This window comes from Vulcanisaeta distributa JCM 11216 (assembly GCF_001315985.1).
Classification (GTDB): Archaea; Thermoproteota; Thermoprotei; order Thermoproteales; family Thermocladiaceae; genus Vulcanisaeta; species Vulcanisaeta distributa_E.
In genome coordinates this window covers 1-26075 of the sequence record NZ_BBBI01000003.1, presented here as the reverse complement: position 1 = coordinate 26075, position 26075 = coordinate 1, and the positions used below count along the sequence as shown (strand labels likewise).

Here is a 26075-nt window from a genome sequence, read left to right as displayed (position 1 = left end):
TGTATTCTCGAGTAATCTTTAAAAATAAATATGTTATTAATGGATAATAAAAGAGTGATTGATATGAAAACATCCGAGGACTTGGGATTATCGGGGATTCACTATGTTATGTTCGTGAGCTACTCACTCACGTTCTTAATATGGGGGGGATTTGTGACCGCGAGCGGTGTCATGTCAATTTACTACTTCTCCAAGTACATACCCAAGTTCTTAGTGCCCATCTCCGTAGCTCTTGGGCCGATATCCCTAATGATCGGTAATGTGCTCATGGGTAGGTTGGCGGATATTGTCGGTAGGAGGGGGGGCATATATGCCTATACGATGAGCCTATATACGATTGGGTTAATAGGCATGGGTTTGTCAATACTCCTATCAAATATAATACCTGCATCGGAGGCCTTTATACCATTCGTTATATCATATATACTGGCCGAAATAGGCGTTGGTGGTGAGGAACCACCAGCACTCGCCGCGGCTACGGAGTTAATGCCGTATAATTACAGGGGATCGATACTCGTCTTAATGACGAATTTCGATAACATAGGCGCGGCCATAGCATCGGCGATACTATTGCTGGCGTTGATGAGGGGTACCCAGTTATCCGCTACCTGGACCATGATTGGTTCCGCGATAATTGTCTTGATAGTAGCGGTGATTATTAGGTTAGTAACGCCCGAATCGGTTAGGTGGCTTGCCGTTAAGGGCCGGGTTAGTGAGGCTGAGAGGATAGCCAGTGAGTACGGCTTATCATACGCCCTCACCGAAGGCTCTGAACAGGGCGTTAGATTTCCGCCTTTGTGGTTTAGGACACTAGTGCTATCTCTCCTCGGTGTATCCCAGTTGGCGACCTATGGATTAATGGCCTTTTACATTGTTTACCTGCCATCATTACCATTCTCAAATAATGAAGTGTTGGCTACGCAAGTGTTACTGTGGGCCAACGTGGGTGCTTCAATTGCTGGTTTGATTGGGTTGGTCGTCGATAAGTTAAGTAGGAAGACCTTCACCCTGGTTTCGTTCCTGGGTGGGTTATTAACCATGGTACCGATATTCATAATATACGGTGTAATGACTAAAAGTGTCCTTGCATCATCTTTAACCATATTCTATACATTACTATTCCTAAACATGGTATTCAGTGAGCTTGGTTGGGCAGTTAGGGTGCTCTTAGAGCCTGAGCTATACCCAACTAGAAATAGGGCTACCTGGGTTGGCATTGTTAGGCTCATTGCGTGGGCAATGTATGTGTTCCTCATCTATTATCTACTTGCCTCCGCAAACACCTACGTATACCTGCTCTCAAACCTAATACTCTACGTAGTGGGTTTCCTGGCAGCGTTGGCTTGGTTCATTTTTGGTATTGAGACCAGGGGGTTACCAATACATGCACTTGACAAGGCAGCCGACCGTAGGTAATGAAGCCCCCCCATACCTTCTTAAAACCAATGGATATTACGAACTGAAATATTAGTTAAATACCCCCCCAATGGGTTATCATGAAATAACTTATCGAATTACCACTAGAATTCTAAGAAATTGATTTAGAAAGATTTTTAATTATCAAGCACAGTGAAAGTTTCGCTCTCTTCCTTAAAGCCCAAACTCGCGGTGAGTCCTATGACTAAGCGGTACTTGGCATTGGCGATGCTTGCCTCGGCTTTGTGGGGGGGAGTCTCGTACCCAATTACTTACTTAGCACTGGGACTATACCGCATAAATGAGTTAATTGCCTTAAGCTATCTATTTTCCACGGTTTTGCTTCTCATAGCATCGCTATTTCATGGTTATGATGAGAAATCGATAATTAAGGGTTTACTATTGTCGCCAATCAATTACGCAATTGTTTACTTATACACTGACTTGTCGGGTGGTGTTGGTGGATTAACCGCCCTCGTGAGCTCAAGCTACATAATACCACTGATAATCCTTGATTACATCAATAATAGGAGCATTAACGTGAGGTACCTGGTATCGGCGATTACCCTGCTCGGGGCCCTATACCTATTGTTCCAGGGCTATGGTGATTCCATTTATGTGGCGCTGCTTCTCATGGTCATGAATTTCGTATACACGATAGCCCTTGCAGGAATTAATGATATTGATATTATTAATTTTGTACTTGGTCAATCACTTGGTACCCTCATTATTTCATACTTAATAATACGGAATCCACTAGTATTAACTCTCGGTCTCGATAACCCCCCCTATTACCCATTAATACTGGCATTGGTTGGTAATGTAATACCTTACATGTTATACGCAGAATCAATTAGGCGAATAGGCCCTGTTGAGACTTCGTTAACATCCTCCATGGAGACTATTAGTTCATTAATAGCTTCATTACCAATACAGCGATTACCAATGAACTCGATGGCATGGATATTGCTAATTATTTCAATATTATCGCTCAATATTGAATTGAATAGAAATAACGCATGGAGAAAGCCACAATTAATAAGCTATTACTTACCTATGCAGGTAAATGAGGAAATTACTTCATCGCCAAACATTGTGTCTAAAAGCTATGTGACATTCATTAACCCACACTTAATGACTAGGGTTGTTGGGAAGAGGAAGGTGATATAGCTATGGCTCAAGCCTGAACCTATCCCTTGGGTAAAGCACGACCTCACGAATATTATCTCTCTTCAATAATACCATTAATAGTCTGTAGAGCCCCCATGCCCCCAACCGGCGTGTGGCGGCATTCCATAGTCATAAACCATTAAGTGGCTTTCGAAGCTCTCAGGATTAAGCCCCCTCTTCCTTAACGCCTCTATCAATTGTTCCTTAATGTGAATTCTACTACTCCCTGACGCTATCTCTAGGCCACCCATGACTAGGTCGAATGACTCACTGATTTTTGGATCCGAGTCGAGGGGGGGCTTTGTGTAGAATGCCCTTAGGTCCGTTGGGAAGTGTATTATGAAGAATGGCTCGCCGAACTCCTCACTTAGGATTTCCATACCATTCTTAGGCACGTCATCACCCCAATTCACTTTCAAACCCCTCCTACCCAGTATGTCTAAGGCCTCGTCATAGGTTATCTTCCTGAAGGGTTTCCTGGGAATCTTAATCTCAATGCCGTACCTCGCCAACTCATTGCCAAACATCTTATTGACCCTATCGTATACATTGACTATCACGTCCTCAAGAACCGCCATCACGTCCGTGTAATTGGCGAAGGCCTCCTCGATATCCACCGATATGAACTCGTTGAGATGATAATTCGTGTTATGCTTCTCAGCTCTATAGGCAGGCGCTATTTCGAAGATCCTCTCGAGACTCGCCGTTAACTCCTCCTTATAGAGCTGTGGGCTCTGGGCTAGGTAAGCAACTCTTTCAAAGTATTGAACCGTGAATAACTCAGCACCGCCCTCGGTGCTAGTCACTATTATCTTTGGGGGGGTAAACACCTCAATGAAACCCTGGCCATACAATGTATCACGTATTGCATGTACAACCTCACTCTCTACCCTAAATATCAGAGAATTAATAGGTCTCTTAAGATCAACAGACCTATACCTTAACCTCGTATCCAGGTCGGTCTCCACCGAGCCCCATATATCTATTGGTAATGCCTTCGACTTAGCCACGACATGTACTCGCTCGGGAAAACTTCAACGCCGGCCTTAGCCACCTTGCTTGCCCTGACGACCCCCTTAACGACAATCGCGTCCTCCCTACCCAGTGACTGAATCAATGACCAAACACTGTCTGAGACCACCCCCTTCTTTATCGTTAATTGAATAGTGCCCTCCCTATCCCTAAGCAGTATAAACTTTATATTACCGAGGTCCCTGATGTCCCAGACCCAGCCGGCCAACACGACCTCTTTACCATCAAGCTCGGGGGGGATTACGTCTTTAGTCCAGTGGGTCTTCCTTGGAAAACTCACGACTAACTTGTAGATTTTGGGGGGGATTTAAAAATTGTGATTATTTGGTAATTTCAACCCTAATGTTTGTACCACTAATTTGACTAAGAACCTTAGCCAACTCACTCGGTCTAAATGGCAACCTCCTAAGTTCACTCTTTGTTATCCTGACTACGGTCTCCGTGGTACCATCGGGAAGCCAGGACGTTGATACTGTGAGTATCCTGCAGGAGAAGCCAATTGCGTGGCGAGCTCATTCACATTAACGCCCTTTTCAACAACCTTAACCCTCTTATTCAATGTCCTCTCTAAGTCATGCTCCATCTGCTGTATTATGGTCCGAGGAAGCGCCTTTATGCCCTTAAGTACAACAATAACCAGGTCACCGACCTCGTAGGACTTCACATACTCAACATTCTTCAGGACCTCCTCCATCTTACCAGTGGCTATATTTAGCAATGCATCGCTAACATCAACATCAAGCATGGAGTACTCTCCACTATCGAGCAAAGACTGGCACTTGCTGCAAAACACCCTGGTCTTGACACAGAAGGTGCAAAACGGTATTTTCATTCGACAACCATAAAAATATTAGGCTTAATAAACCTTATGCGTTTCTCCATTAACGGTGGCTCCCACTTGAGGTCAAGCGCCTTAGTCCAGTGCTTATTGCTGATGATGTCACTATTGAGGATTAACCCATTACCTAAATTAAGGTCTCATTAAAGTAGTGATTAGCAAAGCCTTATTTACTCGGGACTTTAAGCTTGAGGTTGTGTGAACGATGCAATAATAACTTCGAACATTAGGAAGAGGTTCATTAGTAATGAACGTACTGGTTTCATAAGGAGGAGAAAAATCGTAGTTGAGGCGCTGAGGGGGGGTGTTTCCTTCAGGGTTAGGTGGGGGGGTGAGGTGTATGGGTTGTTGGGCCCTAATGGTGCTGGTAAAACGACTACCGTCAAGATACTGTCTACCTTGTTAATCCCCCCCGATGGCGGTTATGCCTTGATTAATGGGCATGATGTTGTTAAGGAAGCAAGTATCGTTAGAAGTATCATAGGCCTAGTACTTTACCCAGATAAGGCTTTTACTCGAGACTTAGTGGGTATGAAAACCTCGTTTACTTTGGCAGGCTTTATGGGTTAAGCAAGTCGGTGGCTGAGGCTAGGCTAGGGAGTTAATGAGGCTTGTTGGGCTTGAGAACGCGATGAATAGGTCCTATGAGGAGTACTCACTTGGTATGAGGGCTAGGCTTGCTATAGCCAGGGCGTTGATTCACGACCCACCTGTGCTGTTTCTCGATGAGCCAACCATTGGTTTGGACCCAATCTCTGCGAGGGAGGTAAGGGAGTTGGTAAGGAGACTTAAGAGGGAGGGTAAGGCAATACTCTTTACTAGTCATAACCTTTGGGAGGTGGAGGAGGTCTGTGATAGGGTTGGTATAATAAGTAATGGTAGAATGATCATTGAGGGTTCACCGAGGGATATAAAGGACATGCTTGGGCTTAAGTACGTAGTTGAGGTTGAGGTTCAGCTTAATGGTCGTGTGGAGACCATACGTGTGGAGACCACGAACCCTGCCGACTCACTTCGTAGGGTCATTAATGACGCAGAAGCGAGGGGGTTGAATATAATTAGGGTTAGGATAAATGAACCTTCTCTGGAGGAGGCTTTCGTGAAGGTGGTTAAGAATGAGGGTGAGTAAAATGGGTAAGATAGGTGTGTTACTTGCTGTAATGGCTAATGAACTAAAGATAATAAGTAGGGAGCCGGGCGGTTTAGCCTTGCTTGTTGTTCTTCCGTACTTCATCGCTGGTAGTATGGCATTTATAGCATCATTCTTTGTTAAGGTAACAAGTAGTGTATTCATTAGGCAATTCATTGGGTTTGAGGTCTTAATGCTGTCAATGATAATGGTGCAGACTGGGTCTAGGTTTCTATGGGAGGAGAGGAGGGGGGGTGGTAGGCTTGAGTTCCTGCTTGCCTCACCAACTAGCATGTACTTGATCTTACTTGGCACATCCCTAGTGATGATAATAGTAAACATCGGCGCCTTCACAATAGCATCCCTACCACTATTCTATATGGAGTATGGATTAATCGGAGCCCTTAGGTTAGCATTAGCTCTTCTAACGCTCTTCATTGGATTACTCCCTCTATATGGCATTGGATTATTAATAGCAGGTCTAGTTATGAGACTTAATGATGCAGACGCGGTAAATAATGTAATAACACCAATACTAACAATATTATCTGGGACCACATACCCGGTATATGTACTTCCATGGTGGATTAGGGGGCTCGTTTATGCACTACCTATGTACATAACATTCTACTCCATGTACCTAGAGAGCATTGGGCAGGCAAGTTACATGCTCATTATCTACCTAATCACCGCAACAATCATATACCTACTGTTTGGGATGACCTCATATGCAAAGCTCGAGAGTGGGTTCAGGAACAGGGGGGGAATTTAGAAAGTTGGGTGCTGAGGTATGGAGAGGTTTACGCTTATTGTTCTCGAAACCATCATCGATTATGATAAACATCGTAACGGCACCACTATGGCTTGCCTTCTTCATACTCACCCTCAGGGGGGGATTCGGTGTGCTCACCCTGGGTAAACTCACCCTCCAGTTATTCCTATGGGCTGCATACGCCTTCGCACTTTACTCGAGTTGGTTGTGGGGGGGTTTTGGCGGTGGGATTATTGAGGAGAGTTATGAGGGAATTCTCGAGAATGTCATGACCACCATAAGTAACTTGCTAATACACGTGGTTGGCTGGGGGCATTGCATACTCAATATATACATTACTCGATTTGGCATCTCTCGTGATAAGCTTCTACGTAGTATTCGGCCTAACCATTGACATTAGGAACCCAGTACTCCTTACAGCATCCATAATACTTGCTTCATTACAGCTTCTCTTTATATCAACAATATACGCAATGCTCGTGGTTAGGCTCAGGTCTAACTGGGTCATCACCGACATAATGCAGTTCCTAATGCCTGCATTAGGCGGATTAATACCGAGTGAGGCGAGTAGGTACGTGATGCTGGTGAATGAGTACTCGCCAATAGCCTATCCATTTGTTATAATGCGTGAGGCTGCCCTGGGCTACCTGGAGCTTCCCATACCAATTACTTACCAACTATTTTACTCAGTAACCACCGTGGCGTCTTTATTCATAGTCACAACCATGCTTATTAGGATATTCGATAAACGACTTAGGGAGGAGGGTAAGTTAGGACTTACGTGACCTAGCCCTTACCCTATGTAGAGCCACTATCACCAGTATGATAATTAGTATGAGCACGGTATAGATAAGGAGTTCATACCTAAGTATGGCATTTACGAGACTTATCTTACTGGCACTACCACTCATTATTGCCTGTACTAGCAAATACCTCGATAATTGAGCCAGTGGGTCGTACGGCCTCGATGATGCTTGATACTCATTAATTATTTCATCGACCAAGCTCCAGTTACCGCTCATTATAGCATTACTAACCGTGGCGTTCAGGAACTGCGGATTACCCAACTCACTGAGTATTTTCTCTGCTTCGAAGTATGTCGGTGGTATGACGTAGGTACTTACCGTGGATTCATTGGTGACACCGAGGTAATTAATGCTCAACGTAATTGTGATGAGCCCCCCCAGGTACCGCGGTGTGAGCGTTGTTGATCCATTAATGAGTACCGTGGCCGGCACCTCGGAACCGTTTAGGAATGTTGCATATGCAGTTATTGTCCCATTAAGTATTAACGGATAACCATCGTAATAACCAACCGTGTTATTAATCCATAGGTTTAAGTAATCCCAGTAGCTAATGGCCTCACCCGTCAGTGTGTATGCCGATGCATTAATTAATAATGCACACTCCCTATTGAATCCTAGGCTTAATGACGTATTTGCCATGACCATGGTCGTATCATTAATGCAACCCTGCAATGTGAGATTAACGGGTACGCTTATCGCGGGGTAATCATTGAGTATTATATTTATCGTCTCATTATGGCCAATAATCACTAGCGGTTCTGCCTCAATACTCAATCTAAATAACTCCACGCTCATTACGGTAACATTAATCGACGCCAATGCGCCCAACTCAACATTAATCACGTACGTGCCCGGCACCGTGGGCTTGATAACCATGCCCAACAATGATGATTCGCCTGGCGATAGGTCAACCATGGTTGATGAGTATAATGAACCATTTAAGTACGTATTCAATAAACCCTGGTAGGCAAGGGTTGGTGGCATTGTGATGTTGATAATTGCATTAATCGGCTGTGGATAGATGGTCACCGCGGGCGATTCAAGGCTTATTAATGGTGTCGGCCTTGAAACCGTTATATTGCCAAACCCCCCCGTGTTTATGGTTAGCATTGTATAGTTCGCGGGTAGGGAATACGTTAACTGAAGCGTTGAGTTGCTCACATAGTGGCTAAGAACTGCGTACTCGTATGGGCCGTAAATACTTAGGTTTACAATTACGTATTCATTAGTACCGGTTATGTTCCATAGGTAATTAACCACATTTATTAATGGAGGCACTATGCTAATGTTGGCCATGATATTCATACCCGCCACGGACAACACCATGTACTGGCCCGTATAGGTTTCATTTAATAAATTCCACACAACACCAATGCTGCCGCAAGGAACTAATTTGCTTCCTACATACGTGTTATTAACGTAAAACTCACCGTAGTAAAACACGGGGGAAGCTAGGGCAGGAATTAGGTGTCATTAACTCAATTGTTGCATTGACCAAGGCCCAGCTTGGCGCTAGTAATACTATTTCCGGTAATAGCCTTACCGTAGGCTCATCACGCCTATTTTAAGTGTTGTTATTGTGTACGTGCTGTAATTAATGTAGACTGTTCCCGTGAATCCCCCCCCAATCACGAAGTTCATCTTCCCTACATCATTAACGTACGTATCAACAATTGTGTAGTTACCATTTATGTAGTACGTGGCGTTTAAGATGCTTACCTGCACGGGCACCACATCATACCCAAGGGATAGTGCTGTGCTTGGGCTATTGTATATGTAGATGTCGCCTTGGCCGTTTGATACGGTGGAATTAACAACGAAGTTTATCTTAATCGTTGATGTTCCTGGGCTCAGTGTTAAGGTCGTGTTTGGCGGTTCGAAGTATATCATTGGTTTATAGGGGGGGTTGATGGGGGGGCTTGGTGGTGATGTGATTAGCATGTCCGTAACCAACGTTACACTGTTTGGGTTGTTTACCGAAATCACTAAATTGCCAAAGCTATTACTCGTTAGGTATAACGTGGTTGTTGTGACCAGTGATGCCGTCGGTTGTTCCAGCGTGATGTAGGTTAATGCCGTTGAGTTTTCATAGGTCACGTTAATTACGTAGGTGCCCCCCCAGGTAATCCCTGTAAATGTGGCACTTGCATAGCCGTTACTTGCGCTTGTTGGTGTGCCGTTGATGTATATCGTGCCTGTGATTGGTGTTGTTCCGTACATTACGTATAGGTTAAGGGCCAGGTTTTCCGTCATTACGTTATACGTACCACCCACTATCCTAGCCGTGATACCCGGTGTATAGCTGATTGTTAAGGTAACGGTTTCGTTATTTGTTGTTGGGTTGACCAGGGCCATGTATAGTGTCGTGTTTGTTATCGAGAATGCGGAGTTGAGTTCGATGTTACTAATAACTGAACCACCGCCTGCCGTGATTTCTATAGTGCCCGTAGCAGGCAGTTGAACCTCGTAGTACTGAGCGCTGAGGCCTTGAAGGCTAACACTAAATGAATAAGTACTACCACTCATACTTATTGTTTGGAAGCTTGGGTAGTAGGTTGATCCGCATAGGTTTTGCCCATGGACCAGTGAAACCAGGTACTGTGTGTAGTAATTATCGAGCCATGAATTAATGATGCTATTGCTGGTGAATACGTTCTGCTCAATGGTTGCGGGCCCAATGCCATTCGCGATTAGCCAGTATATGAAGGCTGAGTAGTAGTACATGTTTATTATTGGCTCTCCTGAGTAGTCGTATGGGTCGTACCCATACTGGTTATATTGGAAGTAGTCCTGGGCCATTGGGCACTGGTTCGTGTAGTAACTCGCTGTACCCTCAGCATCGGCTTCGATATACCACGGGTAGTCCTGGGGGGGTATTGTCGTGTATTGGATATACGCCAGTTGGGATACGTGTACAAGCTCGTGATAAGCCGTGTGTTCAAGCCAATCACTCGACAAACCAGCACTTATGTTTATGTACTCTATGCATGTACTGATTATTTGGCCAGTGCTTGGATTATAGGTATACTCCCACCCAGTTACACCTGCCTCTGACCCTGGAAGAGAGGGTACCACATATACCGTGTATTGACTTCCACTGCATGGCGGTGACATTTTCATGCCCAGGGTTGTGGTGTATAATGAGTATGCCTGCTCTAGGTAATTATCTAGGGCTTGGTCATATGACGAACCTGCATTTGCCAGGTCGTATATTAGGAAGTGCGTACTACTCACAGTAGGTGTTAATGCACTAGCATTAATTGAGATGAAGATCAGGGTTATCAATGTAATGATTACGTATCTCATAATTACCGAGGGAACAAGTCCATTCCAGCCATTCGAATTCATACTTAATAAAGTACTTTATATATTGAGGTTATTAAAACCTTTCAATTCCATGACAAAAATAATACTTTTTAAATCGCGGTATAGATACCGAAATCAGTGCATGATGTAAGAAGTAGTATTTTGAGGATCGCGGATGTACTAAGGAACTCGTTTAACGATGTAGTCATAACAGGCTCCTACTTAATGAATAGGGTATTTACTGTAAAGATAAATCCTGAGAATGCGATTAATGAGGCTGAGGTCCTCTCAGGCATGTTTAGGATGTTGCGGTGCTAATTGATGATACCGGCTTCTTAAATTCCCTAGGCTCCTTAAGCATCGCCAAAATTAGAGGTTCGCTTGTGATATTCGTCTATGACGTTCACGACATAAGGCCCTTCTGTAATTTAGTGGGTTTACCATGCCTGGAGCCCTGGGACCAGGAGAGCCTAGTTAGGGCTATTAAGGAAAGCCGTGACTATAGTGGGTCCTTTGAGCTACCATACATAGTGAGGTTGGGGCCTTGGCTAGGTATAGGTGAGGGCATCAATGGCGTTGGCGTTAGGCATAGGGAAGCTACGTTTAATAAGAATTGGGGTGAGCCCATGCGTTGGGGGGGACCCAGTCGATTATTGGGTAGTTTCCGTAAAGAATTGCCTGAGGAGGTTAGGGTTAGGTCTCGTGATAACATTGCTATTATTGGGAAGGGTGATGGGGGGGTTCTCATATCTGGTTCTGCGTGGTCATTCATTAAGGAGCGCATCGATAAAATCAGTAATTACTCGATGATACTGTCATTATACATAAATCCACTTCCTAAGGATTCAATTAGTATTAAGTACGTCATCGATACTGGGGGGGACTACTTAATGAAGGAGGTCGGTGCTGATAGGCTTATGGTTGATGATATTAATAAATGGTATAACGATTTAATCAATAATGCCGTTAATCAGCTCTTTTTTCGGGAACCGGGAGACCCATTGATGCTCATTGAGTGGCTTTTTTCAAAGTATAGGAGGCAGGGTGAGGTACCGATAATGACGATTGACCCATCATACATACATATAATCAGTACTGAAGGGCTGACGCCAAGCTATGACATGCTCCCTACATTCTTCGAACCGAGGAGTTTTGATCAAGTGATTGATTTTGTGGTGAATCCATTAATGTCAATATTGGCATTTCTAAGGGCTGGTTATGGCTATGGCAGGTTAGTAGCGGTGGTTAATCCATGCTCATTATTGAGCCAGGAGGATATAATCCGTGAGATCATTAATACTGCTCATGATAATTACCTGATGATAATTCCATTAATTAATGGTGAATGTAATGAGGTTTTGAACGTTTTATCTAAAGTCAATGCTCGGTATAAAGTCGTAAATTACGATCCAGGTAATCCCCCTGAGTTCATTGCAGGATGTTCTGGGCATTGTTAATTCACGTGGTATAGTTGTAATAAATATCCCGGTGAATTCTCTAGGTAAATATGCGTTTAGCATTGTTGATGAGTATTGCGATAATTGCGGTGATTGCTTAAGGATTAATTGTCCAGCAATTCAATTAAATAGGAAACCTGTTATTGATGCTAAGGCATGTATTGGCTGCGGTATTTGTCAGTTGGTATGTTCAAGGGGTGCGATAATTAGGATTAAGGTTTCGTGAAAAGTGTCTAATATCGGTATTTAATTCTATGTGAGATATATAGCATATATAGTAATTTTTCCAATATACTTGATATATAGCAAGTATACTCTCCCTACCTTATAGGTATTTAAATTCTCCATAAAGGTTGAAAAATGTATGATGGTAACAAAATCAATAACCAGGTTTTTAAGAATCAGGGTATTACCAACGCAATTAAGTAAGTTATCAATAAATAACAACGACCCAGTAAACAGCGGAAGTAAAAATGGACATTATGACCAAGTTACCGGTCGCTTAGTGATCATACCTACACCCTATACATTACCAATAGTGGTGCCTATATACGCTGATGAGAAAACTACTAGGGGGGGACAACAAAGGATTATTACTACGTAGTACCATAAAGATACGACGCTTAAGTCTTTTTAAGCCCCAAAGGGTTAATTAATGTCTATGATGAAACGACGGTCTCTTGATTAAATGATGACGGGTAAATGGCTGAGTATGATTATTGCACCTACATTCATAATGCTTAAAATAAGTCATGTTCTATACCTAATAATTAAGGGGGGGATTGTTATTGCACGATATAAAAAGAGGCATTAGGTATTACGTAACAGGTAATGTGGGAGTCCTATTGCTCACCTGGTTTCTTTATGCCATAGGCAATGCGGTAACGTTACCCTACTTCTCAATCTACCTTAAAATGCTTGGCGCCAATGCAGTGGATATTGGCCTGACCTACTCGGTGTCTATGGTAGCGCAGTTAATGACGATAATACCCGGTGGTTATTTAACGGATACCATTGGCCGTAGATCATCAATAATCATGGGGACGTGGCTAATAACAATAACGACGTACCTAATGGTAATAGCACCAAGTTGGCAATTACTTGCTGTATTCTATGCCTTGAGTATGGCAGCGGGTTTTTACCAACCTGCACTGTTGGCGATATTAATAGACTCATTGCCACCTGAAAGGTACGCCAGCGGTATCCTGGTGACATCCGTATTGCCCCAAATACCGTGGCTAATCCTACCGCCAATCGGTGGTCTCCTAGTTAATAAGTACGGACTACTTGGTATTAGGATTGCCTACCTATTTTCCGCGGTCATATCTACGGCCGTGTCAGTGATTAGGCACTTCACGATTAAGGAAACACTGGGCAATAGCAAGCCGAGAAATATCTCCCTTAGGGAGTTATTGCGTTCCTATTACTCCCTGAGCAACGTGGTTCATTTACCCAATGACTTATTAACCATGTATTTAATAACATTAATAACATACATAGCCGTGATGCCCCTTAACACGTTACTATCGATATACGTTGTATACAGGCTAGAATTGAGTACAGTTTATTGGGGGGGTTACTTGGTATCCATCTCCTACGCAGCATACATAGTCCTAGGTGTTCTCCTATTGTTCTATGTGGATAGGTACAGGAGTAAGTTGCTTATTGTTGGTATCATTATTAACACGCTAGGTAGTGCAATAGGCCTACTCGAAAATGTCTACTCAACCGTTGGGTACATGTTACTCCTGCAAATCGGTACCCAGCTAATCATGACCGCAATCCAGAGTGAGTTGGGTAATAGAATTAACATTGACAAGAGGGGGGGTTATGGGATGAGCTTATTAATAACGTTTCAGTTAATTGGACAGACAATAGGTAGTTATGTGGCAGGTGAATTTTATAGGATTAGTACAGAGTCCCTATTCCTGATGCCATTAATCCTATCACTGAGCTTGGTAGTAATTCATTTAAGTAGGTCTCGTCATAATACCCCCCCTAGTGAACAATGACACTGTCTATAAGCCAGTTAGTTATTAAGGGCATTAACACGCGGTCCTATTCATATCTGGTGCCGTAATTCCAATGTCATATAGTGATAATTCACGGACTCGGTAGCACACGCAGGATAATATTAAACATGGTCATTCATTTAAGCAGGCAAAACCAACGGCAGAAGGGATTCGGTGTTATTTGGCGGAAGAATTTAATTTCCTTGATTATCCTAACCCCCCCTGTGGTTATCGTAAGAGCCCCCCCTGGTAAGGTGATACTGTATGGGGAACACGCCGTCGTTTACGGCGAGCCAGCCTTAGCCATGGCCATTAATAGGTATGTCTATGTTATGGCAAAGGCTAGGAACGATAATAAGGTGAGCATAAATGCGAGAGATCTAAGGTTGGCAGGTGTCTCGGTGACGATTAATGAAGACGGTGATATAGTTGCTAGGACAGATTATGGCGCGGTCATCTCCGCGTTAAGCTACGTTAAGAGAGCGGTTGAGTTAGCCATGGAGTACCTAGACAAGAGGGTTGGCATTGACTTGGAGATACGGTCTGAAATGCCTGTTGGTGCTGGGCTCGGCACGTCAGCCGCTGTTGCCGTAGCGACCATATACGCATACATAAAAGAACTGGGTTATGATATTGATAAACGCGAACTGGCACGCCTGGCCTGGCAGGTTGAGAAGGATGTTCAAGGTTCTGCAAGCCCTACGGATACCACAATGGCCACATTCGGCGGTATAATGTATGTGAAACCCGAGGGCAACAACGCGGCGATGGAACCCGTGAAGCCAGGAACCAGTATTCCATTGATTATTGGGTACGTGCCCAGGGTGAGCACGACGAAGGACTTGGTGGCCATGGTTAGGAAGAAGTACGAGGTCATGAGGGACGTAATAGAGCCGATAATAAGGTCAATAGGCTAATCACTAGGAAGGGTAGGGAGGCCCTGGAGAAGGGTGACTTGGAGTTAATGGGTACTTTAATGAACATTAACCATGGACTGCTTGATGCCCTTGGTGTGTCGACTCGGCAGTTAAATGAGATGGTCTATGCTGCCAGAAATGCAGGTGCCTTGGCTCTAAGTTGACGGGTGCCGGCGGCGGTGGTGTATGATAGCGTTGTCCGATAGGGTAGAGGTTGAGAAGGCCGTGGAGCTCGTGGGCGGTTCTGCATTAAGGGCCAGGTTGGATATTAATGGCGCAATGATTGAGAGTAATGATTAATTGGCCTATTATGAATAAAAGTGTTTATTAAGGGTGCTTAATATCGATTAATTAGCGATAAGCGGAATGCAAGTAGGCAATATTTACATACCCGATACGTCGGTGTTCTTGGATGGAAGCCTAAAGGAGGCAATATTGAGGGGGGGTAATATCAAGGGTAGGTTATTGATACATACAGAGATAATTAGGAAGTTTGAGGGTGAGGCTAGGTCTGGCGGTGCATTGGGTTGGTTGGGTATTAGGGAGCTGAATTACATCATGGACTCAATAAATAAGCTCGGCCTTGAGGATGTAAGGGTTGAGTACGTATCGATACTTCCAAAGTCAATACCAAGACCTGACCAGCACTCGGTTGATGAGATTGTTAGGGAATTGGCCAGGGAATTAGGCGCAATACTGGTGACGAGTGATGAGATGAATTTTGAGATTTCACGGGCTATGGGTATTGAAACGCTATTCATTGGTCAGCATAAGGATAAGCTGGAGATTGAGAGGTTCTTCGATAACGACACCATGTCCGTCCACCTAAAGGAGGGCTCAATACCCTATGCCAAGAAGGGTAGGCCGGGAAGTTGGCAATTAGTGCCTCTCGGTAATGAACCACTCAGTAGGGAGTACCTAGAGAGGATGGTTAGGGAATTGATATCGGCATCGCTCATGGCCAATAGTAACACCAGGGTTGAGATTAGGAGGGAGAACTCGCTCATTATTCAGCACGGTGAGTATAGAATTGTCATTGCGTTACCCCCCCCGTTTCTGATGGGATTGAGATAACGGCAGTTAGGCCATTAATTAAGCGTAAACTTGAGGATTATTCACTGCACCCAAAGGTTCTTGATAGACTGAGTAGGCAGGCCGAGGGAATACTAATAGCCGGTCCACCGGGTGCTGGTAAGACAACCTTTGCCCAGGCTTTGGCGGAGTATTACATGAACCTTGGCAAAATCGTTAAGACCGTGGAATCACCTAGGGACATGATACTGCCTAATGAAATAACGCAGATATCAAAGACCTACGCAACGTCCGAAGAAGTTCACGACCTACTGCTGCTGTCGAGGCCGGACTTCACGATTTTTGACGAGATGAGAGATACGGCTGACTTCCAATTATACATAGACCTTAGGCTGGCGGGTGTTGGCATGGTGGGTGTTGTCCACGCAACAAGCCCCCATAGATGCGATTCAGAGGTTCATAGGCAGGACTGAGCTTGGCATGCTACCATCAATAATAGACACAGTCCTCTTTATGAAGGATGGCGAGGTTCAGAGGGTGTATAGTCTCGAGCTTACTGTCAAGGTTCCCGAGGGCATGAGCGAGGAGGACTTGGCGAGGCCCGTGGTCATTGTTAAGGATTTCATAAATGATACTGTTGAGTATGAGGTTTATGTGTTTGGCGAAGAGATCTTCGTAACGCCTATCAGTAGGTCACGTAGGATTGGTCAGGTAGTTAATGATAAGAGGTTGATTAGTAGGATTATTAGGGTTTTGAGGAAGTACGTGCCCCCCCAGAGGAGATATCAATAGTTAGGGGTGAGGATGGCTCGGTAATAATCCAAGTACCTGACGCATACATAGGCGCTGTTATCTCCAAGGGGCTGCCTAAACTTGAGAATATTAGGAGGAAGTTTAATGTTCAACTTAAGGTAAGGCCGAAGGAACATTGATGAAACGCAACATATATAAGCACTTTTATAACTATTGTCAGGATAATATGAGTTCAATGAAAAAGCCCGTGGTAGCTGATTCGGATACTTATTCGAATTATTATAATTACTATGGAAATTATCAAACAGATAATAATTATTATAATGATACAATGACATATTATCAATATCCATATAACACACAAACCCTTCAGTATCCACAGGATCAATATCCATATTACTATTACTATTATGAGGACAAGGCAATAACCGGAATTAACTACCTAGACTCATACATACTTAGTGGCGGGTTCAAGAGGGGGGGTGAGGTTTACCTGATAGCCGGTGAAGCTGGCACTGGTAAGACCATATTCAGCCTGACATTCCTAAGGACGGGTGCAGAGCTTGGCGAGGTGGGTATGTACGTAACGGTTGACGAACCTTCAGAGGACGTTAAAAGAGGCGTTAGGGATGCCCTTGGTTGGGATTTAGATTCCTATGAGAAGAACGGTAAACTAATAATGGCCGATTTCAGGACATACTTCAGGATTTATGCGCGGGATGAGAAGATAACTCTCGATCCAAAGGACCTGGCTAAGATGATTATTGAGCAGGTTAAGAAGTATGATGTTAAGAGGCTCGTTATTGATCCGATTGCTCCATTAATAATAATGAGTCACCAAGACGTTATTTGGATTAGGGAGTACCTGAGGGAGTTGGTGTTCCAGCTTAAGAAACTTAAGGATGTGACTACGATAATGACCTCGGAAATACCCACGGGTGAGGAGAATAAGCTCAGTAGGTTTGGCGTTGAGGAGTATCTTGCGAGTGGCGTGATTATGCTATCCCTCAGGGAGGTATCAATGATTAATAGTAACTTTGGGTGTTTAGCAGGATTATGTTTATTAGGAAGATGAGGTGGATGCCGATTAAACCAATAAAGCTTGTATACGACATAGCCGCGCCTTATGGTATTTATGTGATAGGTCCCTTGAATAATGAGGCTACGTTGAGGAGTATCTGTGGGCAGCAGTATGCGATGGAACAGTACTCACAGGGCTATTACTACTACCCGCAGCAGTATTACACGTCTCAATACTACGAGACGCAGCAATAAGCAGTAATTTGCTTAGAGCGTATTGATTTGGGCACGATTGCCTTAGAGGAAAACCGCCCTGGCCCTCACTTAGGGCAAGGAATAAAGAACCGTTAAGTGGTAACGTGGTTAAGAGAACCTAATCCATACCAGAGCCTACGTCAAGCTCAATTAACCCTTTCACCTACTAAGTCCGTTACCCTAGTAAAATACCCGCAATAAATTAATTAAGAGATAAGCAGGTGCTAAGGCTGCAGTGGCGCCGAATCCATTAATTGAGGCTTTCACGAACCTAGTCAATAGGATTAGGGGGTTGAATTATATAGACGAGGCAACGCTCAAAGAGGTATTAAGAGAAATACAGAGGATCTTATTGAAGGCTGACGTTAGTGCTGACGTTGTTTTGTCAATAACGAAAGCAATCGAGGAAAGGTTTAGGCAGGAGAAGCCTCCCCAAGGCATCACAAGTAAGGAATTCCTTCTATACCTCCTATACCAGGAATTAGTTAAGGCGCTTGGCGGTGAGGAAATACCTAACGTCAATATTAGTAAGAGACCGTATAGGTTAATGCTGATCGGCATTGAGGGCAGCGGCAAGACAACATCAGCGGCTAAACTGGCCAGGTTTTATATCAAGAGGAATCTAAGGGTTGGGCTTATTGAGACCGATACATATAGGCCTGGCGCGTATCATCAGCTTAAGCAACTAGCTGAAAAAATTAATGCCCTGTTTTATGGTGAGGAGGGCTCTAAAGATCCCATAGCCATACTTAGGCATGGCCTTGAGCACATGCAGAGGAATAGGGTTGACTTGATAATAATCGATACGGCAGGTAGGCATAAGAATGAGGAGGAGCTGCTGAAGGAGGCCAAGGCTATTTATGATGAGGCTAAACCTGACGAGGTCATGCTCGTGATCGACGCCACAGTCGGTAGACAGGCCGCTGCCCAAACAGAGGCCTTCATGAAGTACGTACCAATACATAGTGTTTTCCTAACGAAGATGGACAGCACCGCCAAAGCCGGTGGTGCATTAACCTCTGTCATAAGGAGTGGCGCGAGGATTAAGTTCATTGGCGTTGGTGAGGATATTGATGAGATTGAGGTCTTCGATGCTAATAAGTACGTGTCGAGACTACTGGGTATGGGTGATCTTGAGGCATTAGTCGAGAAGATAAGGGCTATTGAGGAGGAGAGCAAGATCATGGAGGAGATTGAGGAGGGCAAGATAAACCTGCTAACCATTAAGAAGCAGATTGACTCAATAATGAAGCTTGGGCCCCCCCTTAGTAAGATCCTGGAGTTATTACCAAGTAGTATGTTGCCAATGCAGTATAGGGCTGTGATGCTTGATGAGGAGAAGGTGAGCAATGCCCAGGAGATGCTCAGGAGGTGGAGGCACATACTCGATTCAATGACCAAGGAAGAGCTGTTAAATCCGGATATTATTAATGCATCTAGAATACGTAGGATAGCCAGGGGGGGCGCTGGGGTAACTCCTAAGGACGTTAAGGAGTTATTGAATTACTATCAATTGATGAAGAGGATGGTTAATCAGTTAAAGAAGTCACGTAGGAGACTGGGCAGGTTGGTTGGTGAGTAATTATAGCTGTATTAATGGTATGTACAATTCCCTCTCGGTTAAGCCTCCATGCTGACCCCCCCTGAGAGTTAGTAATTCCTCATTGTCCGGCTTATACAGGTAGATAAAGGCTGAGCCACTATTGGGTATGAAGATTACATCACCAACCCTATCAATCACATCGCTTGAAACCTCACCAAATAGGCCCATGTTAATCGCATCATCCTACTTAGGAAGCGCCCGGCCACGTTATGCCTACTGAGTAATGCTGTTAATTCATCAATACTCGACCTATCACTGAGCTTGAGGTATACGGCCCTGGCATCGCCGTAGGGCGGTACATGAAGGTGCCTCATTAATCCCTGAACATCATTAGCCTTAACATTACTCTTGACCTCGTCATGTCCGTGATCTGCCGTTATCAAGACCGTGGCATCGGCCATGTACTTCTTAGCCATCCTAATCACGGAATCCACGGTCTCCCTAATCACGGCATTGCATTCCTCGGAGTCCGGCCCATACTTATGCGCTGCGGAATCAACCGTGGTTATGTATATGTGTACAAAGCTAGTCCTATACTCACTCAAGAACTTTGATGCGTTTATTATTGCGTCATATGGCGTTACGTACTCCACAATCTCAGCACCTGTGTAGGTTATTCTCGATAAGCCGCCGGATAGGCCCTTAGGAACATACACCCTACTCCTTATACCCATGTTGCCCAGCTCCTCAAATATTGTAGACTTTATTGGGAAGAGCTTCTTTAGGTCATAACCCATTTTATGTAATCCATCCCTCTCACCAATTACGGGACCCATGGATAGGGTATTGACTATTGTTCCGATCTCCTTAATGTAGACATTAGGGCCGAAGACGCCGTGCTGGCCAGGACTTAGGCCTGTGAATAGTGTTGTTAATACCGTGGATGTGGTTGTTGGAAAAACCGAGGTTATCCTATATAGTCTACTTACGGGTAATGAATTACCCATGGCATTTATTAAATCCAGGTAACTAAGGCCATCAATTAGTATTAGGACTACGCGATCGTTAATGTCAAGGTCAAGCCTTAACTTAGGACCCTAGGTACCGCGCCGAAATGCGATAGTAATGTATTAGCTAGATTCTGAATGCTTAAGCCTGAATAATTAGGTATCGCTAATTCGCTCATTGCTCTTATTCATAACGATTTTAATTTTTTAACTATTCCTATGAGGTAATAGCTTAGATGCTGACCTTAATCCTGTATCTAGTCCTGCCCCCCCTAACTATTGTCAGGTCAAATGCCCTATTACCCTCAATGAACTTCCTAGTCATGTGAACCTTTAACTGAACGATACTTGATAATTCCTCATCATCAATAGCCGTAATTATATCACCCTGCCTAATGCCAGCATCATCAGCTGGAGAACCTGGTAAAACCTTAACTACTAAAACCCCCCTTCTCCACGGGTAATCTAAAGTACCTAGCCAGGGGGGGTTTATTAATGTCGGTACCGAATATGCCCAGTCTCGGTCTAACGACCCTACCAAACCTCAGTATCTCATCTATTGTTAACTTAACCAGGTTTATGGGCACAGCAAAACCAATACCTTGGGCACCGGCTATTATTGCGGTGTTCATGCCCACGACCTCACCATCAAGGTTAAGTAATGGACCACCTGAATTTCCCGGATTTATCGCCGCGTCCGTCTGTATTAAGCCCTCAAGAACACCCACTGGCGTATTTATGCTTCTACCAATTGCTGAAATAACGCCGAGAGTGACCGTTGGTTCACCAAGCAAACCAAGTGGGTAGCCTATGGCTATGACCATCTGCCCCCCCACCTTGAGTTTATCAGAATCACCTAGCTTGACGGACCTAACCGACCTAGCGCCCTCAACCCTAATTAATGCTGCATCAAACTCTGGGTCTCTACCTAGTAATTCACCCTCATACTCATCGCCCTCTGGTGTCACTATCACCAATTCGGCCGCATCGTGAACCACGTGATTCGCCGTAACTATATGCTTATTGTCAATGAAGAATCCCGTGCCAATACCCCCCCTGACTGGGGGGGTTGCGTTTAACCATTCATCGACCATGAGCCTAGTCGTTATTATACTTACGACTGAGGATCTCATCTCATTAACTATGTCTATAATCCTTGACTCCACGTCCTTACTCACAGGTAATTGGTGTAACTAGATGTATTAAGTATTATGGTGATGGAAAGGATTTATTTAACCCGCCTTAGTTCGTTAGTGGGAAATGCGCAGGGTATGTGCATTGTGTGGCAGGGAGACTGATATATTGATTGAGGGATTATGCCCAGACTGCTATAGGAAGACCCACCCGCTTGCCAGGGTGAAGAGGGATGTGGTAGGTATTGTTAGGTGTCCAAGTTGTGGCGCAATACTTTACAGGGGGGGTAGGTGGGTGAGGGATCCAAGGGTTATTGAGAAGTTGATACTCGAGTCCATAGAGTACATGGGCAGGGTCACCAATGCATCCATCGAAACCCTGAGTTTGAGGCATGGGTTGAATACGGCGGTGGTTAAGATCAGGGGGGGTTCGGTTCATGAACTCATTAGTGACTATGACGAGGAGGTTCAGGTCAGGGTCAGGTATAGTGAGGAGCTGTGTCCAAGGTGTAGGGATATGATTAATGAAAGGGAAAGAGCGGTCATACAGGTTAGGAGTGTTGTGCCAATGAATGGCCTACTAAAGAGGTTGATAATTGATGTTGTTAGGAAGGAAACCATTAAGAATGAAAGAAGTGGTTTTTTAAAGATTGAGGATACGGAGGAGGGGGGGCTCGACATTAAGTTATCGGATCAAAGTCTCGCTAGGTCCATAGCCTATAAGATACATAAGGCGGTGCCGAGTAGGGTAACCGAGAGCCAGAGTGTGGTTAGGGGGGGACACGGTGATAAGGTAATTACCAAGTTAAGTATTAGCGTGGCTTTGGTCCCTCTGAGCCGTGGATCAGTGATTATTTACTTAAATAGGCCATATTACGTGCTTTCTTATTCACAGGGGGGGGCATTTAGGCTAATGGAGTTGGGTAGTAGGGAGATTATTAATGTTAGGTTGAGTGAAATTATTAAGGATGGTATATCGGTGCCAAGTTATGAGACCAGGTGTGTTGAGGATCGAGGCTCAAGGTCCCTGGAAATTATGATAGGCAATGATAGGTATGTGCTCAATGGCATGTGCTGATGATAAAGGTTGGGTTTATAAAGGTATGAGATTTATTATCGCAGATGCCCAAGGAAAATCAGCAGGGAAGTAAAACACGATTACCTGAGGAGGGTGAAATGCTTGCCAAGGTAATAGAGCTTGTTGGTGATGATAGGCTAAGGCCGTGTGCAGGATGGCAAGATTAGGCTCGTGAGGATACCGGGTAAGTATAGGAAGAAGATGTGGCTTAGGGTTGGTGATTACATACTGGTTGCGCCCTGGGACTTCGAACCAAATAGGGCGGATTTAATATATAAGTACGAGAAGAACGAGGTCAACGAATTAAGGCAAAGCGGTTATGCGGATGTTTTGAGTCAATTAGATGAACTGGCAGGGTAATCATTTAAGGCCAAGTCTCTTAATGAGCTCCCTAGCTATCTCCTCAGGACTACCCTCGATGAATTGGCGTAGTCGCTCACGAGGCCTTAACTCCTTCAGCTCTGTAACAGCTGTTAACGAGCCCTTAAAGCCAACTTCATCCTCAGCGAGCCCAAGGTCCTTGATACCCCCCCACACCATTGTCTTAAACTGGTCCTGGCCCATTGTAGTCTCTCGAAGTCCGGAAACCTCGGTGTATTAATCCCAAGCTCTACTGATAATACGGCTGGCATCTTAACCTTAACGTTTTCGTAACCCCCCCCTTAATCGTTCTCCTAACAATTATTGAATCCTCGGTCACGTCAATGACCTGGGAAACGTAGGTAACAACGGGGATCCCCAACCACTCGGCTATGCCAGGTGGTACCTGACCCGTTGAGCCATCCTCACTCTCCTCACCGGTAATTACAAGCGAGTAATCACCTATTTTCTTAATCGCTGCCGCAAGTACCTTGGATGTCACGAAGGCGTCTGAACCTCCTAAGGCCCTATCACTTATTAGGACCGCGTCATCGGCACCCATGGCTATACCCATCTTTATGAATTGGTCCCAGAATGGTGGACCCATGGACAGTATTATTACCCTACCGCCGTACTTCTCCTTAAGCTGTAATGCCAATTCAAGGGCGTTCTTATCGGCTGGGTTTATCTCATTCGTCGCCTTAGACCTATCTACGGTCTTTGTGACTGGGTCGAACCTTATCTCCTCGGGCTTTGGCGTTACCTTCATCGTGACTATTATGTTCCTGAGGGAAACCATCACTTACCACCCCCCCTTAACTCCCTTATCAATGCCTTAAGCACATCAAATAAATCAGCCACAGCGCAGTAATCACAATTCTCAAATATTGGCGCCTCCCTATCCGTATTAACCGCGACTATGGTGCCGCAGTCCCTAATGCCGTAAACGAAGTGAGGAGCACCACTGGCGCCAAATACAAAAACTGTCTTAGCCCTCAGTGAGACGCCTGTGGTTCCTATTTGGTAGTCCCTGGGCATTATGCCCATGTCCGCAAGTGGTCTTGTGACGCCGACAGCGGCGCCTATTAGGTTTGCGAATTCCTTAATCAATTCCAAATCACCCCCCCCAGTCCCAAGCCCCCCCGCCACGACGACCTTCTCAGCCCTTGATAGGTCAGGCATTGGTGAGGTCTTCTTCTCCACGAGTTCTATCTTACGCCTCCTTATCAAGTCCTCCGGGACGGATTCCATGATAACCGTGGCCTCCTTATCGCTTGACCTTGCCTCGTAGGTACCTGGGCTAACCGTGGCCATTTCAGGCTTGCCCCCCCCGGTGCAGATAACTGTGGCGACTATGTTACCGCCGAAGCCCGGCACCGCCGTGACCAACTTTCCATCCTTCCCGTCAATGTCGACCATTATTACGTGCGCGCTAAGGCATGTTCTAAACCTCACGGCCAACCTGCCGGCTAGGTCCCTGGAGTTCCTGGTGGCTGGTAGTAGTAAGTACCTGGGCCTGTACTTATTGATTAGGTATGCCATGACTTCAGTATAGGCATCACTATTGTAATGTCTCAGGTCTGGGTGGTCAACTATTACGAGCTTATCGGCGCCATACCGGGAGGACTCCCTGACTAGGTTATTCACTTCATGGCCTAGTAATATGCCGAGAACCTCCTCATTAAACTTCCTACCTAACTCGCCAGCCCTCGTTAGGACTTCAAGCGATGCCCTCTCTAGCTCGCCATTGTCCTGTTCGATAAATACGGATATACCCCCCCTCCACTCACTCATGTCAATCACCCATAACACTATCTAGGAATTCCACTAGGTCCATAACCCTCAGGTTTGTTTTCACTACCTTATTCGCGTCCTCAAGCATCCTGAAGCAGTATGTACACGCCGTGAGTACTACCGAGGCGCCCGTGTCAACTGCTTCCTTCAACCTGCGTTTCGATAGTTCAGTGGATACCCTGGTCTCAAGGGCTATACCCCCCCCACCACCGGCACCGCAACACAGCGACTTCTCCCTCGAGTGAGCCATCTCGACAAGCCTAACCCCCCCTGGTATTGACGTGATCACCCTCCTGGGCTCCTCAATGATTCTCTGATGCTTAGATAGGTAGCACGGGTCGTGGTAAGTCACGGTGATATCCACCTTCTTGTCGATCTTCAACTTACCACTGCGTATAAGCTCATCAAGTAACTCAACGTAGTGAACAACCCTAACACCCTTAAGATACTTCTTAAGGGCGTATTCGCAGTGTGGTGATAATGTAACTATTATTGGAGCCTTAATGCTATTCATTATTGAGTCCCTTAACTTGGTCGTATACTCCTCATAGAATGCCTTATTGCCTGTGTGGAGTATTATGTCGCCGCAGCAGGACAGGCCTGTGTACATACCCACCTTAAGGCCTGCCTTGGTTAATACCTTGATCAAAGCCTTAATATGTCTCTGAAGCCTTGGGTCGCCAACCGATAGGCAGCATGGGTATATTACAACGTCCGGATTCTCATTATTAATCAAACCGCTGAACTGAGCTAGGAACCTCCTCTTGTCAGTGACGGTGTAACCCCCCCATGGGTTCTGGTTCTCGTATATCTTCCAGAGTACTTCATTAATCTTTGTTGGGAAGACCTTGGACTTCATGGCCATGGTCCTAATAACCTCCACGAGATTAACGATCTCGACATTATTGGGGGGGCATAGGGCTTGGCAGGTGCCGCAGGTTACGCAGTCCCAAATGACCTTAAAGTCCTTTGGGTCAATAACACCAAGTTGGGCTTTCTTAACGATGAGCCTTATGTTGTAGGACTCGTCGGTTATTGGGCAGTAAGTACTACATGTACCGCATTGGTAACAAAGACTCAGCGTGGGTACTACCTTAAGGAGTTCCTCCCTAAGACCAAAGTTAACGGTTACCGGCATGCTCATCACCTTAATTGCTTTATTCTTTGTTTTGTCATTTCGATTTCCTCCTTGGTCACAGTCTTAACAACCCTCTCAGCCTCCTTCATAGCCTCAACAAGGTCAAC

General features: G+C 44.9%; 26 protein-coding genes and 5 pseudogenes. 19 read left to right on the top strand and 12 right to left on the bottom strand.

Going from position 1 to position 26075, the window contains the following annotated elements:
* Window positions 1-63: 63 nt before the first annotated feature.
* The gene (locus tag JCM11216_RS03285) at window positions 64-1416 is read left to right on the top strand and encodes an MFS transporter (protein ID WP_243675035.1); all 1353 of its coding nucleotides are present in this window, start codon (window positions 64-66) and stop codon (window positions 1414-1416) included.
* Between the two features lie 201 nt (window positions 1417-1617).
* Window positions 1618-2586 carry a hypothetical protein gene (locus JCM11216_RS03280; RefSeq protein WP_054853296.1) on the top strand — a complete coding sequence of 323 codons (969 nt, stop codon included), beginning with the start codon at window positions 1618-1620 and terminating at the stop codon, window positions 2584-2586.
* Here the strand turns inward: JCM11216_RS03280 and aspS are convergent.
* Window positions 2587-3898: pseudogene (aspS, locus tag JCM11216_RS03275) on the bottom strand (aspartate--tRNA(Asn) ligase).
* Window positions 3899-3938: 40 nt separating this feature from the next.
* Window positions 3939-4450, bottom strand: a pseudogene (locus tag JCM11216_RS03270) (transcription elongation factor NusA).
* Between the two features lie 342 nt (window positions 4451-4792).
* Between JCM11216_RS03270 and JCM11216_RS15845 the strand changes: the two are divergent.
* From JCM11216_RS15845 to JCM11216_RS15830, 5 genes and pseudogenes are all read left to right on the top strand, one after another.
* A pseudogene (locus JCM11216_RS15845) lies at window positions 4793-5132 on the top strand (ATP-binding cassette domain-containing protein); the annotation flags it as partial.
* Entirely contained in the window at window positions 5121-5585 is a 465-nt protein-coding gene (locus JCM11216_RS15840) for an ABC transporter ATP-binding protein (protein ID WP_243675134.1), read from the top strand. The pseudogene JCM11216_RS15845 and the gene JCM11216_RS15840, both read left to right, overlap by 12 nt.
* 1 nt (window position 5586) lies before the next feature.
* Window positions 5587-6357: an ABC transporter permease gene (locus tag JCM11216_RS03260; RefSeq protein ID WP_243675034.1), complete on the top strand. Its 771-nt coding sequence runs from the start codon at window positions 5587-5589 to the stop codon at window positions 6355-6357.
* Window positions 6358-6361: 4 nt separating this feature from the next.
* A complete protein-coding gene (locus JCM11216_RS15835; RefSeq protein WP_243675033.1) occupies window positions 6362-6751 on the top strand; it encodes a hypothetical protein in 390 nt (129 codons plus the stop codon).
* Window positions 6702-7142 (top strand): hypothetical protein, encoded by a 441-nt coding sequence (locus JCM11216_RS15830; RefSeq protein WP_243675032.1) that lies wholly within the window; start codon window positions 6702-6704, stop codon window positions 7140-7142. The genes JCM11216_RS15835 and JCM11216_RS15830 overlap by 50 nt, the downstream gene beginning before the upstream one ends.
* Here the strand turns inward: JCM11216_RS15830 and JCM11216_RS15825 are convergent.
* Window positions 7128-8606, bottom strand: coding sequence for a hypothetical protein (locus JCM11216_RS15825; RefSeq protein WP_243675031.1), 1479 nt, complete (start codon window positions 8604-8606; stop codon window positions 7128-7130). The two genes, JCM11216_RS15830 and JCM11216_RS15825, sit on opposite strands and share 15 nt — an antisense overlap.
* Window positions 8607-8702: 96 nt before the next feature.
* A complete protein-coding gene (locus JCM11216_RS15820) occupies window positions 8703-10511 on the bottom strand; it encodes a hypothetical protein (RefSeq protein WP_243675030.1) in 1809 nt (602 codons plus the stop codon).
* 96 nt (window positions 10512-10607) lie between these two features.
* Here JCM11216_RS15820 and JCM11216_RS15815 point away from each other — a divergent pair, with 96 nt between their 5' ends.
* The 10 genes and pseudogenes from JCM11216_RS15815 to JCM11216_RS03215 all read left to right on the top strand — a co-directional run bounded on the left by JCM11216_RS15815 (window position 10608) and on the right by JCM11216_RS03215 (window position 19497).
* Window positions 10608-10787 carry a hypothetical protein gene (locus tag JCM11216_RS15815; protein ID WP_243675029.1) on the top strand — a complete coding sequence of 60 codons (180 nt, stop codon included), beginning with the start codon at window positions 10608-10610 and terminating at the stop codon, window positions 10785-10787.
* A complete protein-coding gene (locus JCM11216_RS03245; RefSeq protein WP_243675028.1) occupies window positions 10781-11926 on the top strand; it encodes a 4Fe-4S ferredoxin in 1146 nt (381 codons plus the stop codon). The genes JCM11216_RS15815 and JCM11216_RS03245 overlap by 7 nt, the downstream gene beginning before the upstream one ends.
* A 31-nt stretch (window positions 11927-11957) precedes the next feature.
* On the top strand, window positions 11958-12152 hold the full coding sequence (locus tag JCM11216_RS15810; RefSeq protein ID WP_243675027.1) for a 4Fe-4S binding protein: 195 nt from the start codon (window positions 11958-11960) through the stop codon (window positions 12150-12152).
* A gap of 138 nt (window positions 12153-12290) precedes the next feature.
* Window positions 12291-12530, top strand: a complete 240-nt coding sequence (locus JCM11216_RS03240; RefSeq protein ID WP_054853294.1) for a hypothetical protein — start codon at window positions 12291-12293, stop codon at window positions 12528-12530.
* A gap of 184 nt (window positions 12531-12714) precedes the next feature.
* Window positions 12715-13938, top strand: a complete 1224-nt coding sequence (locus tag JCM11216_RS03235; protein ID WP_054853293.1) for an MFS transporter — start codon at window positions 12715-12717, stop codon at window positions 13936-13938.
* Between the two features lie 224 nt (window positions 13939-14162).
* Window positions 14163-14855 (top strand): mevalonate kinase, encoded by a 693-nt coding sequence (gene mvk / locus JCM11216_RS03230; RefSeq protein ID WP_243675026.1) that lies wholly within the window; start codon window positions 14163-14165, stop codon window positions 14853-14855.
* 47 nt (window positions 14856-14902) lie between these two features.
* Entirely contained in the window at window positions 14903-15019 is a 117-nt protein-coding gene (locus JCM11216_RS15805) for a hypothetical protein (RefSeq protein ID WP_243675133.1), read from the top strand.
* 202 nt (window positions 15020-15221) lie between these two features.
* Window positions 15222-16819: pseudogene (locus JCM11216_RS03225) on the top strand (PINc/VapC family ATPase).
* A gap of 47 nt (window positions 16820-16866) precedes the next feature.
* Window positions 16867-17915, top strand: a pseudogene (locus JCM11216_RS03220) (recombinase RecA).
* 235 nt (window positions 17916-18150) lie between these two features.
* Window positions 18151-19497, top strand: coding sequence for a signal recognition particle protein Srp54 (locus JCM11216_RS03215; RefSeq protein WP_054853292.1), 1347 nt, complete (start codon window positions 18151-18153; stop codon window positions 19495-19497).
* Here JCM11216_RS03215 and JCM11216_RS15800 read toward each other — a convergent pair whose 3' ends face one another.
* From JCM11216_RS15800 to JCM11216_RS03205, 4 genes are all read right to left on the bottom strand, one after another.
* Window positions 19498-19686 carry a hypothetical protein gene (locus JCM11216_RS15800; protein WP_243675025.1) on the bottom strand — a complete coding sequence of 63 codons (189 nt, stop codon included), beginning with the start codon at window positions 19684-19686 and terminating at the stop codon, window positions 19498-19500. It abuts the gene before it with no gap.
* Window positions 19653-20465, bottom strand: coding sequence for an alkaline phosphatase family protein (locus tag JCM11216_RS03210; RefSeq protein ID WP_243675024.1), 813 nt, complete (start codon window positions 20463-20465; stop codon window positions 19653-19655). The genes JCM11216_RS15800 and JCM11216_RS03210 overlap by 34 nt, the downstream gene beginning before the upstream one ends.
* A gap of 232 nt (window positions 20466-20697) precedes the next feature.
* Window positions 20698-21006 (bottom strand): PDZ domain-containing protein, encoded by a 309-nt coding sequence (locus JCM11216_RS15795; RefSeq protein WP_243675023.1) that lies wholly within the window; start codon window positions 21004-21006, stop codon window positions 20698-20700.
* Window positions 20897-21643, bottom strand: coding sequence for a trypsin-like peptidase domain-containing protein (locus tag JCM11216_RS03205; protein ID WP_243675022.1), 747 nt, complete (start codon window positions 21641-21643; stop codon window positions 20897-20899). The genes JCM11216_RS15795 and JCM11216_RS03205 overlap by 110 nt, the downstream gene beginning before the upstream one ends.
* A 124-nt stretch (window positions 21644-21767) precedes the next feature.
* On the opposite strand from JCM11216_RS03205, the gene JCM11216_RS03200 reads away from it, so the two are divergent.
* Together JCM11216_RS03200 and JCM11216_RS03195 are read left to right on the top strand one after the other, a co-directional pair.
* Window positions 21768-22676 (top strand): 60S ribosomal export protein NMD3, encoded by a 909-nt coding sequence (locus JCM11216_RS03200; protein ID WP_243675021.1) that lies wholly within the window; start codon window positions 21768-21770, stop codon window positions 22674-22676.
* Window positions 22677-22823: 147 nt separating this feature from the next.
* Window positions 22824-23036, top strand: coding sequence for a translation initiation factor IF-1A (locus tag JCM11216_RS03195; RefSeq protein WP_243675020.1), 213 nt, complete (start codon window positions 22824-22826; stop codon window positions 23034-23036).
* Here the strand turns inward: JCM11216_RS03195 and JCM11216_RS15790 are convergent, their stop codons facing one another.
* From JCM11216_RS15790 to JCM11216_RS03180, 4 genes are read right to left on the bottom strand one after another with little or no spacing between them, the layout of a single operon-like run.
* A complete protein-coding gene (locus JCM11216_RS15790; protein ID WP_243675019.1) occupies window positions 23037-23240 on the bottom strand; it encodes a hypothetical protein in 204 nt (67 codons plus the stop codon). It abuts the gene before it with no gap.
* 46 nt (window positions 23241-23286) lie between these two features.
* Window positions 23287-23835, bottom strand: coding sequence for an electron transfer flavoprotein subunit beta/FixA family protein (locus tag JCM11216_RS03190; protein WP_243675018.1), 549 nt, complete (start codon window positions 23833-23835; stop codon window positions 23287-23289).
* Window positions 23835-24830: an electron transfer flavoprotein subunit alpha/FixB family protein gene (locus JCM11216_RS03185; RefSeq protein ID WP_054853385.1), complete on the bottom strand. Its 996-nt coding sequence runs from the start codon at window positions 24828-24830 to the stop codon at window positions 23835-23837. The genes JCM11216_RS03190 and JCM11216_RS03185 overlap by 1 nt, the downstream gene beginning before the upstream one ends.
* A gap of 1 nt (window position 24831) precedes the next feature.
* Complete coding sequence (locus tag JCM11216_RS03180; protein ID WP_054853384.1) at window positions 24832-25968, bottom strand: (Fe-S)-binding protein; 1137 nt, start codon at window positions 25966-25968, stop codon at window positions 24832-24834.
* Window positions 25969-26075: the final 107 nt, after the last annotated feature.

Coding starts and splice junctions, on each gene's coding strand:
- JCM11216_RS03285 (WP_243675035.1), top strand. CDS start 64: ATGAAAACATCCGAGGACTTGGGATTATCGGGGATTCACTATGTTATG.
- JCM11216_RS03280 (WP_054853296.1), top strand. CDS start 1,618: ATGACTAAGCGGTACTTGGCATTGGCGATGCTTGCCTCGGCTTTGTGG.
- JCM11216_RS15840 (WP_243675134.1), top strand. CDS start 5,121: ATGAGGGCTAGGCTTGCTATAGCCAGGGCGTTGATTCACGACCCACCT.
- JCM11216_RS03260 (WP_243675034.1), top strand. CDS start 5,587: ATGGGTAAGATAGGTGTGTTACTTGCTGTAATGGCTAATGAACTAAAG.
- JCM11216_RS15820 (WP_243675030.1), bottom strand. CDS start 10,511: ATGAATTCGAATGGCTGGAATGGACTTGTTCCCTCGGTAATTATGAGA.
- JCM11216_RS03240 (WP_054853294.1), top strand. CDS start 12,291: ATGATGGTAACAAAATCAATAACCAGGTTTTTAAGAATCAGGGTATTA.
- JCM11216_RS15805 (WP_243675133.1), top strand. CDS start 14,903: ATGGGTACTTTAATGAACATTAACCATGGACTGCTTGATGCCCTTGGT.
- JCM11216_RS15800 (WP_243675025.1), bottom strand. CDS start 19,686: ATGGGCCTATTTGGTGAGGTTTCAAGCGATGTGATTGATAGGGTTGGT.
- JCM11216_RS03210 (WP_243675024.1), bottom strand. CDS start 20,465: ATGGGTAATTCATTACCCGTAAGTAGACTATATAGGATAACCTCGGTT.
- JCM11216_RS15790 (WP_243675019.1), bottom strand. CDS start 23,240: ATGGGCCAGGACCAGTTTAAGACAATGGTGTGGGGGGGTATCAAGGAC.
- JCM11216_RS03190 (WP_243675018.1), bottom strand. CDS start 23,835: ATGGTTTCCCTCAGGAACATAATAGTCACGATGAAGGTAACGCCAAAG.
- JCM11216_RS03185 (WP_054853385.1), bottom strand. CDS start 24,830: ATGAGTGAGTGGAGGGGGGGTATATCCGTATTTATCGAACAGGACAAT.
- JCM11216_RS03180 (WP_054853384.1), bottom strand. CDS start 25,968: ATGCCGGTAACCGTTAACTTTGGTCTTAGGGAGGAACTCCTTAAGGTA.